At 64.9% G+C, this 13401-nt stretch carries 13 protein-coding genes; 4 read left to right on the forward strand and 9 right to left on the reverse strand.

Annotated features, from left to right (window positions below):
* Positions 1-117: 117 nt before the first annotated feature.
* The 4 genes from GGR17_RS03050 (at position 118) to GGR17_RS03065 (ending at position 4929) form a co-directional block, all read left to right on the forward strand.
* The gene (locus GGR17_RS03050) at positions 118-1143 is read left to right on the forward strand and encodes a GDP-mannose 4,6-dehydratase (RefSeq protein WP_054540320.1); all 1026 of its coding nucleotides are present in this window, start codon (positions 118-120) and stop codon (positions 1141-1143) included.
* Positions 1144-1251: 108 nt separating this feature from the next.
* Positions 1252-2685, forward strand: a complete 1434-nt coding sequence (locus GGR17_RS03055) for a mannose-1-phosphate guanylyltransferase/mannose-6-phosphate isomerase (RefSeq protein WP_054538134.1) — start codon at positions 1252-1254, stop codon at positions 2683-2685.
* 66 nt (positions 2686-2751) lie between these two features.
* On the forward strand, positions 2752-4125 hold the full coding sequence (locus GGR17_RS03060) for a phosphohexomutase domain-containing protein (protein WP_173585952.1): 1374 nt from the start codon (positions 2752-2754) through the stop codon (positions 4123-4125).
* A 108-nt stretch (positions 4126-4233) separates the two neighbouring features.
* Positions 4234-4929, forward strand: a complete 696-nt coding sequence (locus GGR17_RS03065) for a metallophosphoesterase family protein (protein WP_054540319.1) — start codon at positions 4234-4236, stop codon at positions 4927-4929.
* 11 nt (positions 4930-4940) lie between these two features.
* Here GGR17_RS03065 and GGR17_RS03070 read toward each other — a convergent pair whose 3' ends face one another.
* The 9 genes from GGR17_RS03070 to GGR17_RS03110 all read right to left on the reverse strand — a co-directional run bounded on the left by GGR17_RS03070 (position 4941) and on the right by GGR17_RS03110 (position 13399).
* Entirely contained in the window at positions 4941-5918 is a 978-nt protein-coding gene (locus GGR17_RS03070) for an isopenicillin N synthase family dioxygenase (protein WP_217621199.1), read from the reverse strand.
* A gap of 237 nt (positions 5919-6155) precedes the next feature.
* Positions 6156-6941, reverse strand: a complete 786-nt coding sequence (locus tag GGR17_RS03075; protein WP_054538132.1) for a creatininase family protein — start codon at positions 6939-6941, stop codon at positions 6156-6158.
* Entirely contained in the window at positions 6938-7855 is a 918-nt protein-coding gene (locus GGR17_RS03080; protein ID WP_054538131.1) for an isopenicillin N synthase family dioxygenase, read from the reverse strand. The genes GGR17_RS03075 and GGR17_RS03080 overlap by 4 nt, the downstream gene beginning before the upstream one ends.
* Positions 7852-8490, reverse strand: a complete 639-nt coding sequence (locus tag GGR17_RS03085; RefSeq protein WP_054538130.1) for an NAD(P)H-dependent oxidoreductase — start codon at positions 8488-8490, stop codon at positions 7852-7854. The genes GGR17_RS03080 and GGR17_RS03085 overlap by 4 nt, the downstream gene beginning before the upstream one ends.
* Before the next feature lies 1 nt (position 8491).
* Positions 8492-9073, reverse strand: a complete 582-nt coding sequence (locus tag GGR17_RS03090; protein WP_037204072.1) for an NAD(P)H-dependent oxidoreductase — start codon at positions 9071-9073, stop codon at positions 8492-8494.
* Positions 9070-10473: an FAD-binding oxidoreductase gene (locus GGR17_RS03095; protein WP_054538129.1), complete on the reverse strand. Its 1404-nt coding sequence runs from the start codon at positions 10471-10473 to the stop codon at positions 9070-9072. Before GGR17_RS03095 ends, GGR17_RS03090 begins: the two co-directional genes overlap by 4 nt.
* Before the next feature lie 3 nt (positions 10474-10476).
* Positions 10477-11736, reverse strand: a complete 1260-nt coding sequence (locus tag GGR17_RS03100) for a cytosine deaminase (RefSeq protein WP_054538128.1) — start codon at positions 11734-11736, stop codon at positions 10477-10479.
* Positions 11736-12599, reverse strand: coding sequence for an ABC transporter permease (locus GGR17_RS03105; protein ID WP_054538127.1), 864 nt, complete (start codon positions 12597-12599; stop codon positions 11736-11738). Before GGR17_RS03105 ends, GGR17_RS03100 begins: the two co-directional genes overlap by 1 nt.
* On the reverse strand, positions 12596-13399 hold the full coding sequence (locus tag GGR17_RS03110) for an ABC transporter ATP-binding protein (RefSeq protein ID WP_082386515.1): 804 nt from the start codon (positions 13397-13399) through the stop codon (positions 12596-12598). Before GGR17_RS03110 ends, GGR17_RS03105 begins: the two co-directional genes overlap by 4 nt.
* Between the last annotated feature and the right edge of the window lie 2 nt (positions 13400-13401).

Consider the following 13401-nt stretch of genomic DNA (forward strand, 5'->3'; position numbering starts at 1 on the left):
TCGGCATTGCACCCGTGGCGCACGAACCGTAGAAAAACCCTGCGCCGGGGCGGCTCTGCCCCGCGCGACCTGAGGTTCCGCCGGCACGATGGCGGCACGGCCAGCGAGGAAGACGACATGCGTACGGCACTGGTAACGGGATCGGCCGGTTTCATCGGCTATTACACCGCCAAGCGGCTGCTGGACGACGGGTTCCGCGTGATCGGCCTTGATGCGATGACGGATTACTACGATGTCGCGCTCAAGCAGCGGCGGCACGACATGCTGATGCACTACCCGGGCTTCCAGGCCGTCATCGGCCGGGTCGAGGAGCCGGGGCTGTTGCTCGGGCTGTTCGAAACCCACCGCCCCGAGGTGGTCATCCATCTGGCCGCGCAGGCCGGGGTGCGCTATTCGATAGAGGCCCCCCGCGCCTATCTGGAATCGAACATCACCGGCACGTTCGACCTGCTCGAAGCCGCGCGGGCCTTTCCGCCGGCGCATATGCTTCTGGCCTCCACCTCTTCGGTCTACGGCGCCAACACCGACATGCCCTATACCGAGACCGACAAGGCCGATCACCAGATGTCATTCTACGCCGCGACCAAGAAGGCAACGGAATCTATGGCGCATTCCTATGCGCATCTGTTCGATCTGCCGGTGACGATGTTCCGCTTCTTCACCGTCTACGGCCCCTGGGGCCGCCCCGACATGGCGCCCTACAAGTTCACCAGCGCCATCCTCGAAGGCCGGAAGATCGACGTATATAACTACGGTGACATGAAGCGCGATTTCACCTATGTCGAGGATCTGGTCGAAGGCATTCGCCTGCTGATCGACACGGTGCCGCGCCGGCCCGCGATGGGCGAACACCCCGAACCGGGCGACAGCCTGTCGCCGGTCGCGCCCTGGCGGGTGATCAACATCGGCAATTCCGACGCGGTACAACTGACCGATTTCATCGCGGCAATCGAAGAGGCGACCGGACGCAAGGCCAAATGCAACCTGATGCCGATTCAGCCCGGCGACGTGCCCGCGACCTGGGCGAATGCCGAGTTGCTGAAAAAGCTGACAGGCTATGCCCCGAAAACCACCGTGCGTGAGGGAATGGCGCGGTTCGTGGAGTGGTACCGCGAATATTACGGCGCGGCGCAGGAAAGATGAGCGGCGGCGGCCAAGGGCCCACCCCCGTCTACAAACAGCCTTGAGACCGTCACAAACTCTGCCTACTAATTTTTCACGTGACCGTAAAATTCGATAGGGACTAGGTAATTGCAGCTAACTCCGGTTCTTCTTTGTGGCGGCTCCGGCACGCGTTTGTGGCCCCTGTCGCGCAAGAGTTATCCCAAACAATTCGCCCGGCTGTTGGGCCAGGAAACGCTGTTTCAGGCCTCTGCCCGCAGACTGGCCGGGCAGGACGCGCAATTATCCTTCACCCCGCCGATGGTTCTTACGAATTCCGATTTCCGCTTCATCGTGACCGAACAGCTTTCCGAAATCGGCATCGACCCCGGCGCCATCCTGATCGAACCGCAGGGGCGCAACACCGCGCCGGCGGTTCTGGCGGCGGCGCTGCATCTGATGAAATCCGATCCCGATGCGGTGATGCTGGTCGCGCCCTCCGATCATGTGGTGCCCGATGTCGCCGCCTTTCATACCGCCGTGACCGCGGGGCTCGAGGCGGTGAAACGCGGCGATCTGGTCACCTTCGGCATCTCCCCCGACCGCGCCGAAACCGGCTATGGCTATCTGGAGCTGAGCGCCGCGCCGGACGGGTCGGGCGCTCCCGTCAGCCTGGGCCGTTTCGTGGAAAAGCCGGATGCCGACAAGGCCGCCGCGATGCTGGCCGCCGGGAACTTCCTGTGGAACGCCGGCATCTTCCTGTTTTCCGCGCGTGATATCGTGGCCGCCTTCAAGGCCCATGCCGCTGGCCTGATCGGTCCGGTCGGGGCCGCTGTGGACAGCGCGAAGGCCGATCTGGGCTTTCTGCGTCTCGCCCCCGACGCATGGTCGCAGGCCGAGGATATTTCGATCGACTACGCGGTGATGGAAAAGGCCAAGAACCTCTCCGTCGTTCCCTTTTCAAGCGCCTGGTCGGATCTGGGCGGCTGGGATGCGGTCTGGCGCGAAACCGGCCCGGATGGCGAAGGCGTCGCCACCAGCGGCGAATCCACCGCGATCGATTGTCACAACACCCTGCTGCGCTCGGAATCCGATACGCTGGAGCTTGTCGGGATCGGGCTGGAAAACATCATGGCCGTTGCCATGCCCGATGCCGTGCTTGTCGCCGACATGAGCCGCGCGCAGGACGTCAAGCTGGCCGTCTCGGCGCTCAAGGGCAAGGCGGCGAAACAGGCCGAACAGTTCCCGCGCGATCACCGCCCCTGGGGCTGGTTCGAAAGCCTGGTTGTCGGCAACCGGTTTCAGGTCAAGCGGATCGTCGTACACCCCGGCGCCGCCCTGAGCCTGCAAAGCCATGTTCACCGGTCCGAGCACTGGATCGTGGTGGAAGGCACCGCCAAGGTCACCATCGACGATGAGGTCACGCTGGTGACCGAGAACCAGTCGGTCTATATCCCGCTGGGCGCGATCCACCGGATGGAGAACCCCGGCAAGGTGCCGATGGTGCTGATCGAGGTGCAGACCGGCTCCTATCTGGGCGAAGACGATATCATCCGCTACGAAGACGTCTATGCGCGGAACTGAACCCGGATGTCAGGGCGCGGCGGCGCCTCGCTCCGATCTGCTTTTCTGCCACCGGGAGGTATGACATTGCCCAGGCTCACCTGTTTCAAAAGCTATGACGTTCGCGGAGAGCTTGGTGTCGATTTCGATGCTGGCATCGCCTATCGGATCGGCCGGGGCTTTGCCCGCGCGATGGTTCCGGGCAGCGTTGTCGTGGGGCGTGATTGCCGCGCCAGCAGTGCCGAGCTGCAGGATGCGCTGGTCGAAGGGCTGCGCGACGAAGGCGTCGATGTGATCGACCTGGGCCTGTGCGGCACCGAAGAGGTCTATTTCGCCACGACCCATTTCAATGCGGGCGGCGGGCTGACGGTCACCGCTTCGCACAACCCGATCAACTTCAACGGCATCAAGATGGTCCAGTCCGGTTCGCGCCCGATTTCCAGCGCCGACGGGCTGCAAGCCATCCACGATCTCGCCGCTGCCGACAAGTTCGGCCCCGTGGCCGAAAAGCGCGGCAGCCTGCGGCAGGACAATCCGCGCGGTGCCTATGCCGCGCGCGTTCTGTCGTTCATCGATCCGGCCAGGCTGCGCCCGCTGAAGGTTCTGGTGAATGCCGGCAACGGCGCCGCCGGCCCCACGTTCGATGCGCTGGCCGATGCGCTGGCCGCCGCCGGCGCACCGCTGGAGTTCGTGCGGCTGCACCACACGCCCGACGGCAGCTTTCCCAACGGCATCCCCAACCCGCTGCTGCCCGAGAACCAGCCGGTCACCGGCGACGCGGTGCGCGAAAGCGGCGCCGATATCGGTGTCGCCTGGGATGGCGATTTCGACCGTTGCTTTCTCTTCGATGAAACCGGCACCTTCATCGACGGCGAATATATCGTCGGCCTTCTTGCCACCGCCTTTCTGGAAAAGGAGCCGGGCGCGAAGATCGTCCATGATCCCCGCGTCGTCTGGAACACGCGCAGCATTGTCGCCGACATGGGCGGCGAGGCGGTGGTTTCCAAAACCGGCCATGCGTTCGTGAAGGCCACCATGCGCCGCGTCGATGCGGCCTATGGCGGCGAGATGTCGGCGCATCACTATTTCCGCAACTTCATGTATTGCGACAGCGGCATGATCCCATGGCTTCTGGTGGTCGAGCATATGGCCAGCACCGGCCGCCCCCTCTCCGCCCTGATCGCCGAAATGAAAAGCCGCTTCCCCTCGTCCGGCGAGATCAATTTCCGGCTGGATGATCCGGGTGCCGCGATGGCGGCGGTGGATGCGCGCTATACCCCCGAGGCCCGCACCGTCGACCGGCTGGACGGGCTGAGCCTGGAGTTCACCGACTGGCGCGTGAACCTGCGCAAATCGAACACCGAGCCGCTGCTGCGCCTGAACGTGGAAACGGCGGGCGACAGGGCGCTTCTGGCCCGGCGGGTCGATGAAATCCGCGCGCTTGTGACCGAGGCGCGATGACGCCCGCCCCGCCCATGGACACGGGCCGTTCCGCTACCATATGACTGTGTCATGAGCCTGCTGAACCGCTTGTTTTCCGCGCTGTCCGCCCAGAAGGAGAGCGTTGGGATGCCCCCGCCCGCGCCGGATGCGGCCTTCTTCGCCATCGGCGACATCCACGGGCGCGACGACCTTCTCGCGCGGCTGCTGGACAAGATCGCCCATGCGCAATCGACCGGGCCCATCATCTGTGTGGGCGACTATATCGACCGGGGCGAAGACAGCGCCGGGGTGCTGCGCCGGCTGATGGCGCTTGGCCCGGGCATCACCTGCCTGATGGGCAATCACGAGGATATGCTGATCCGGTTTCTTGACATGCCCGCCGAAAACGGCGCGCGCTGGCTGCGCAACGGCGGGCTGCAGACGATGGCGAGCTTCGGCATCGGCAATGTCACCGAAAGCAGCAGCGCCGACGAGTTGACGGACGCGCGTGACAGGCTGCGCGCGGCGATGGGCGAACCGCTGGAACGCTGGCTGCGCGCGCTGCCCACGCGTTGGCAAAGCGGCAATGTGGCGGTGGTGCACGCCGGGGCCGACCCCGCCCTGCCGCTGGATGTGCAGACGCCCGAAACGCTGATCTGGGGGCATCCCGATTTTGCAAAACGTGCCCGCGCCGACGGAATCTGGATCGTTCACGGCCATACGATGGTTGACGATCCCGTGGCCGTGGCGGGCCGCATTTCGATAGACACCGGCGCCTACGCCACCGGGCGCCTGACGGCGGCCCATGTGGCCGCCGACGGGCTGCGGTTTCTGCAGGCCTGAGGCCGCCGCCGCTACGCTTTGAAATTCGCGCCCAGCCTCTGAAGGATGTAATCCTTCGCCGTGATCGGCGCGTAGCGCTTTTGCGGCCCTTCGATCACCGTGTCGGTATTGCCCTGGCAGAAGAACGCGATGGAATAGCGCGGCCCCATGTATTCGCCCGGTTTCGGCATCCGCACCCGGTGCAGGGTCGACAGCAGCGTGTCATCGCTCCAGCGCATCAGCATGTCGCCGATATTGCAGGTCACGATACCGGGCAGCGGCGGCACGTCTGTCCAGGCCAGTTCGTCCGCTTCCTTGCCGGGGCACAGCTGCAGCCCGCCCTGCCCTTCGCGCTGATGCAGAAGGGTCAGACAATCGAAATCAGTATGGGCGCCGGCGCGCCAGAATTCGAAATCCTCGGGCTTGGCGCCCTCCATCTCCAGATAATGGATCAGCCGCAGGGTGGATTGATACTCGGGCACCAACGGGTCATGCCCTTCGGTGAAGAAATCCGGGCCAAAACCCAGCTTGTCGGCAAAACACGAAAGCACCTTCATGCCGAGCGCCCAGTTTTCCCGCTCGAAGGCCAGCATCGTCGCCTTGAACCCCGGCAGCTCCGCGCCGGTGGGCCACAGGCCCGACATGCGCGGCAGGGTGATCTGATAGCTTTCCTTCTGATCCGCCGTCCCGGTGGAGGGGCGCACCTGGGCCTTGTATTCCCAGCCCGCGTTGGTGCCCGGCTTCAGCGGATATTGCGCCTTGGTCGCACCCTCCAGCCCGAAGAACCCTTCGGACATGGCAAAGGCATCGTCGATCAGGCCTTGCGGAATGCCGTGGTTTTCAAGCTGGAAAAACCCGATTTCGGTCGCCGCGCGCCATAGCGCCTCGGTGATCTCCGGTTTGCGGGCATAAAAATCCGACATGTCGATGCGCGGGGTATCGCGATGCACCTCCACGCCCTTGCCGCCGATCCGGGCCTCCTGGTTCAGTTCCTTCATCGCATAGCTCATGGCCATCTCCATCATGGGTGCCGGGGCGGAACGGAATGCGTGCGGGGTGGCCCGGAAGCATGCGCATCGGTTCGCCTTGCGGCTGGGTTAAACCAATGAGCAATGTCTGACGCTGCCGCGCCTCCTGCTTCTACTCGAAAGCCAGAATAGCATCGCGCTGCTGTCGGGCCAAGCGCGCCCGCGTTTGCGCCCCGCCCGAACAGGCGCTTTGACCACGCCATAAGCAGCCCTGCCGCTTTAGCGGGCGGTCGGCGCGAACCCGTCCAGCGGCAGGTCACGTACCTTGCGCAGCAATTCGACGAACCCCGCCACCTGATGCGCGCAGGTCTCGCGGCCCTTGGCCGCCGTGGCCAGCGAGGCATCACCGACCGTGCCCGCCGGGTTCAGATCGCTCGACACCCAGCCATATGACACCGGCCCGATGGGCGAGATCGGCGCGCCCTCGGCGCTGGAGGCGAAATTCCGCGCCTCGGCCATGTCCACGGCTTCGGGGCGGAACGCCAGCATCAGTGAGGTTTCCACATCGCCACCATGAATGCCGAAGGCGCGCTCATGCGTCGAATACATCCCCTCGGGGTGGCCGAAGGCGCCCCATTGGCATTTCACCGCCAGCATCCCCGCCTGCACCCGCAGCTCACGCGACAGGATCGAGATCAGATCGAGATTGCCGCCGTGGCTGTTGACGATCACCAGCTTGCGCAGCCCCGCGCGCGCCACCGAAAGACCGATATCCGTCCACACCCGCAGCGCGTTTTCTGCGCTCAGCGTCAGGGTGCCGGGGGCGTGGAGATGTTCATTCGACTTGCCCACCGCCTGCACCGGCAGGATCAGGATGTTCAGATCCTCCGGGCAGGTGGAACGCAGCTGCGCCAGCATCCCCTCGGCGATCATCGTATCGGTGCCCGTGGGCAGGTGCGGCCCGTGCTGTTCGATCGCCGCCGTGGGCAGAATGGCGATGGTGGTCGCCGGATCCATGCCGGCGAATTCGGTGGTGCGGTGCTGGGCCCAGTCAAGGCGTCTCATGCGGAAGGCTCCGGGCGATAGGTGGCGTCAAGGCGCGCGCGCAGATAGTCGGCACCGGTGATGGGCGGGTATTTGGCGGCCCCCGTGCCCGGCAGGGCGGCGATCACGCTGTCGGGGTCGGGATCCAGAAAGAAGGCGATCGAACGGCGCTGCCTCTGCGGCGGCAGCACCCGGTGCGGGGTCGAGATGTAGATGTCATTGGTCCAGCGCATCAGGCAATCGCCGATATTGACGACAAAGGCGCCGGGCACATGCGGTACATCCACCCAGTCGCCGCCGCGCGGCTTGACCTGAAGCCCGGCCACGCCATCGGTCAGCAACAGCGTGACCGAGCCGTAATCGCTATGCGCCCCCGCCCCGATGCCGCCCGCCGCCGGCGGGTAATGCAGCACACGCAGCGTTGCCATCGGCGCGCTGAACTGCGGCGCGAAGAAGCCGGGTTCGAGCCCGAGTTCCTGCTCGAACGCACCGTGCAGCGCCACGCCCAGGGCGCGGACCGCATCGTAATAGGCCAGCATCGTGTCGCGGAAACCGGGCAGGCCGGGCCAGACGTTGACGCCCCGGAAGGGCTCGCCGGCCAGCACGCGCGGATCGTCGGCGGGCAGATCCAGCCCGATGTTGAACGCCTCTTTCCGGTCCATCTGGCCGCTGGTTTCATCCAGCGACTCCGATCCGGTGGCGACCCACCCCCGGTTGTGCGGGTTGCGCCGGATATCCAGCGGCGCCTTGGCCTCGGGCGACAGGGCGAAAAACGCATCCGCCTGCGCGAACACACCGTCGATCAGCGCCTGCGCCACCCCGTGCCCCGACAGCAGGAAAAACCCGGTATGCCGGCAGGCGCGACCCAGATCGCCCACAAAGCCCGCCCGGTCGGTTCCGCCCGCAAAGCGCTGCCAATCGAGCACGGGAATCATGCGGGCATCTCCCCTCGCGGGGCCGGGCGCGGAGCGCGGGCGGCAATCAGCCGATCCATCCTGCGGGCCACCAGCGCCAGGTGTTTCGCGCGGCTTTCGGCGGTGGAACTGTCCATCAGGTAATGCGCCGCGAAGGCGGTGCGCCGCCGCCGGGCAAGGATCACCCCGATCCCGCGCATCAGGGTCCGCCGCCCCGGCGCGCCGACGAACCATGTCAGCAACCGGCTGGCGCCGCAGGTGGTGAAGACGCCCAGCCGGGTGATATGGGTCAGGCCGGGGCGGATCGTCTGGCCCTCGGCCCGCGGCATGATGAAGGCGACATCGGGCAGGAATGCGCGGTCGAGCCAGCCCTTCAGCATCGCCGGAAGGCCGTACCACCATGTCGGATAGACGAAGATCAGCGCATCGGCCCATTCCAGATCGGCGCAATCCTGCTCCACCGGCGCCCGGTTGGCCGGGCAATCCTCATAGCCTTCATGCTCGGCCGCGGTCAGCGCGGGCTGAAAGCCGCGCGCGTAAAGATCGACAAGCCGCACCTCCGCCCCCGCCGCGCGCAGCCGGTCCAGCACCACGTCGCGCACGGCGGCGGTAAAGCTCTCGGGCCGGGGGTGGCAATAGATCACCAGCGCATGCATCTCACAAAGCCTCCATTTCCCGTTTGACCCGCGCCAGATGCCTTGCCCGCGCGGCGTCATCCGCACGGTTCAGATCATACAGCGCGGTGTAGCGCATCTTTTCGGGCCGGCAGACATGCCAGATCGCCCGTGTAACCGTTTTGCGCGGCGGATCGCCGGCCAGAAAGGCGCGGGTGCGGGTGCCGCCATAGGTGGTGCAGGCCGCCAGCTTGCGAATATGGGTCAGGTTCGGTTTCACCTTGCCATCGACCAGCTTGAAGGACACGCCGGGCAGGAACACCCGATCGAGAAAGCCCTTCAGAATGGCCGGATATCCGAAGTTCCAGACCGGGAACACCAGCACCAGCGCCTCGGCCGCGCGCAGCCGTTCGACATAGGCGCGCACCGGTTCGATATTTTCCGGCTCGTCGTGATAGCCGCGCCGCTCCGCCTCGGTCAGAACGGGGGAAAAGCCCTCCTTGTTCAGATCGCAATCATCCACCTGCCAGCCGCGCGCCTCGAGCGTTTCGACCACCACCCGATGCACGGCGGCGTTGAAGCTTTCCGGGCAGGGATGGGCATAAAGGATCAGCGCGCGGGTCATGGTTCCACCTGCAACATGCCGGGATAATCATAGATCCGGTCATAGGCCCAATCGGGATCGTCCCACGTGATCATCTTGCCGGGGTTCAGCAGGCCCTTGGGATCGGCCTCGCGCTTGAAGGCAAGCTGGCGGGCATCGGCAGACTGCCGCCCGCCCTCTTCCAGCGTATAGCGATGCGGGTTGAAGATCATGCAGCCCATGTCTTCGTGCATCCGAACGATCTCTTCCAGCCGTTCGTCGCTGGTATAGCTGACCAGCGGCAGCCCCGCGAAACAAACCTTGCCGCCCTCGCGCAGAACTTCAAGATGCTGCAGCACCTCCGCGCCGAAGGTCGCGCGCACCTTTTCGACAAGCTCCAGATGCTTCGGAAACTGGTAGCGGACCTGCAGATAAGTGATCTTCGGGTCGAACTTCAGAGCGCGCAGGGTGGTGTGGTTCCAGCCGAATTCGAACACCGGGCCGGGATCGCGCGGCCAGTCGTTCGCGTCGGAGCGAAAGATGATCCGCGCCCCGGGCCGCCGCGCGGTGAAGGTTTCGAACCCATCCATCGAATGCGGCGCCACCATCAGGCCGACCAGCGTATCGGTTTCGGTCACATGCTCCTTCACCCGCTGGAAATAGGAATGCGCCATCGGCGCCTCGTAGACCGAGGCGAGCTTCAGCACGATACCATCCTCATTGGCCAGATCGCAGGCATATTGCGCGGCCTCGGGGAAACTGTCGAACGCCACGAACATATCCACCCAGTCATAGGCCGGCGCCAGCGGCATCTCGATCTCGGTTATGATCCCGTTGGTGCCGTAGGCGTGGGAAACGCGGGCCAGCTCTTCGCCGCGAAACTCCAGCACGCGCGGCTCCGCCTCCATGGTGATCACGCGCAGACGGATGATGTTGCCCAGATCGCGCAGCGCCCCCCATTTGACAGAGCCAACCCCGCCGGAGCCGCCGGCGACGAAACCGCCGATGGTGGCTGTGTTGGCGGTGGAGGGCATCATCCGCACCTCCTGCCCCGAATGGGCGCGGGTGGCGGCATCCAGATCCTTGATGATACAGCCGGGTTCCACGATCACCCGGCCGGGGTGAATTTCCTTCACCTGCGCGAAGTTCTTCATATGCATCACGCAGCCACCGGCCAGCGGCATCGCCTGCCCGTAATTGCCAGTACCCGCCCCGCGCACCGTGACCGGCACATCATGGGCATAGCAGGTTTTCAACACCTCGATCACCTCGGCTTCGGATTTCGGGTTCACCACGAAATCCGCCTGAACATGATCCAGCCGCGCCTTGAGCATCGGCGAATACCAAAAGAAATCCCGGCTTTTCGACCGGATCGTGGCCGGGTTTTCATCCATCTCTATATGAGACAGCGCCTGTTTGGCGGCAGCAACATCGGGGGTCATGGGTTACCTCATCAGATCGTCAAGTTCGGCATAATCGGGCAGCGCCCGGTCGATCGCCTGCCCGGCGCGCAGTACGATGCGGTCCGATTGCGGGCGGGCGAAAAGCTCGGTCCAGCTGCGGGCCTTGCAGATCACCAGATCGGCCGGCGCGCCAGGCGCGAGCGAGGGCGCGGCGAACCCGCAGGCCCGCGCCGGGTTGGTCAGAAACGCATGGGGCCAGTCGGTGCCGGTATGGTCCAGATGGGCGATGCGCGTGGCCTGGCGCATCACCTCGATCATGTCCAAGTCGCCATAGGCATAGAACGGATCGCGCGTGTTGTCCGACGCGAAGCTGACGTTGATGCCGCGCGCCCGCATCTCATGCACCAGCGTCACGCCGCGCAGGCGCGGGGTGCGGTGGGCGTGCCGATCCTGCAGGTACATGTTGCACATCGGCAAGCTGACCACGTTGATCCCGGCCTTCGCGAGCAGATCCAGCGTCTGCATCGCCTCGGCCTCGTCCTGCACCGACAGCGAACAGCAATGGCCCACGGTCAGCGGCATCTCGACGCCCATTTCCAGCTTGGTCTCGGCGATCACCCGGAGGGTGGCCACGGTCGGGTCCACGGATTCGTCGACATGCATGTCGGTTTCCAGCCCGCGCGCATCGGCCATGCGGAAAAAGGCGCGCACCCGCTCTCTGAGGTCGGGCACGGGGAAGGCCACCATGCCCAGCACCCCGCCGCTTTCGGCCACGATATCGGCGGTGCGGGCATAGGGGCCATCTTCGGACACGTTGTCGATCGCCACCAGGCAGGCGGCCTGAAGATCGATCAGCCCGGCCCATTCGGCGCGCATTTCGCGGAACACCGGGAAACTGATCTCGTCCTGCGGCGGCAGGCTGTCGAGATGTGTACGGATCGCCGAGGTGCCATGGGCAAAGGCGCAGCGCAGCGAAAACGCCATGCGCCGGCGCACATCTTCGGCCGACCAGTTGGCCGCGCGATCCGCCGCCACGGTATCGAGCGCGCCCGTGAAGGTGCCATCGCGGTTCGGGGCCCTGCCCCAGATATGCCCCTTGTCCAGATGGGTGTGCATATCGGTGAAGGTGGGAAATACCATCGCGCCGCCCATATCCACCTCGGTGCCCTTGCCCGAGGTGATATGGCCGTTCTCTATGGTCAGCTCGATGGATGTAAGATCGCCGTCTTGCGCAAGCAGGCAGGCAGGTGTTCGCAGGTTTTTCAGAGTCAACGCGCCGCTGGGCAGAACGCTAAAATCCATCAAGTCTCCCGTTTGAGTGCACTTTCATGCCATTTGCGCAGCAGCATATGGCTCAGGAATGACAGGCCGGCGAAAATCGCAACCCCCGTGGCCGCGATCAGGAACAGCGCCGCGAACATGCGCGGGATGTTCAGCCGGTAACCCGCCTCCAGAATGGTAAAGGCCAGGCCCGATCCGATGCCGCCGGTGCCCGCCACGTATTCCGCCACCACCGACCCGATCAGCGCCAGCCCGCCGGCGATGCGCAGCCCGCCCAGAAAATAGGGCAGCGCCGAGGGCAGTTGCAGAAACCGCAGCCGCTGCCAGCGCGTGGCGCCGTAGATCTTGAACAGATCGCGCAGGTTATGGTCGGCCGAGTTCAGCCCCAGCGTGGTGTTCGACAGGATCGGGAAGAAAGCCACGATCCACGCGCAGAGCAGCAGCCCCGCGATCTTGCTGTCGACATAGATGAAGATCAGCGGCGCGATCGACACGATCGGCGTGACCTGAAGGATCACCGCATAGGGGAAGAACGACATCTCGATGAACTTGCTCTGCGTGAACAGCACCGCAAGGCCGACCCCGCCCAGCACCGCCACGGTCAACGCCATCAGCGTGATCTGCAGCGTCACCAGCAGGGCGTCGAACAGGATCGGCCAATCGTTGATCAGGGTCTGGAACACAAGTCCGGGGCGGGGCAGGATGTAATGCGGGATCTCGTTCCAGACACAGATCCTGTCCCAGAAATACAGGGTCAGAATGACCACGATCGTGGGCAAGACCCATTTGCCGATTTTCTCGCGCCGGCGGGCGCGGGCACGGCGCAGCTCTTCCGCATCGACGATCTGCGTCACGGCCTGTTCGGCGGGTTCGGCAAGGGTCATGCGTGCTCTCCGATGGCGTCGTGCAGCGCCGCGCTGGCCGAGCGGCAATAGGCGGCATATTCGGGCGAGGTGCGGTACTCCTCGTCGCGCGGATAGCCCTGATCCACCGTCAGCTCATGGATCACCCGGCCCGGCCGCGCCGCCATCACCACGATGCGGTTCGACAGGAAAACCGATTCAAACACCGAATGGGTGACGAAGATGATGGTGCAGCCGATCTTGGCCTTCAGGTCAAGCAGGTCGTTGTTCAGCTTGTGGCGGGTGATCTCGTCAAGCGCGGCAAAGGGTTCATCCATCAGGATCAGCCGGGGCCGGGTCACCAGCGCGCGGGCGATGGCGACGCGCATCTTCATGCCCCCCGAAAGCTCGCGCGGATAGGCGTTGAGAAACTTCTCCAGCCCGACCAGCCGCAGGGTCTCCAGCACCTCGTCCTTCACCGCATTATAGGTCTTGCCGCGCAGCCGGAACGGCAGCCACACGTTTTGCGCCACCGTGGCCCAGGGCATCAGCGTGGGTTCCTGAAACACCACGCCCAGATCGCCCTGCCCCTTGCCCCCGTCCCAGCGGATCGCGCCGGAGGTCGGGTGCATGAGCCCGGAAATCAGCCGCAGCGCGGTGGATTTGCCGCAGCCCGAGGGGCCGAGCAGTGATACGAAATCCCCCCGGTTCACATCAAGCGACATGCCGCTCAGCGCGACAAGATCGCCGTTGAAAACCTTGGTGACATTGGCAACCGAAAGGATGCGGCTCTGTGTTTGCGCGGCGACCCCGGCCGCCGCGCCCTGTTGCACTTGATGCACGC

The organism is Actibacterium naphthalenivorans (genome assembly GCF_014196965.1).
GTDB lineage: Bacteria > Pseudomonadota > Alphaproteobacteria > Rhodobacterales > Rhodobacteraceae > Actibacterium_A > Actibacterium_A naphthalenivorans.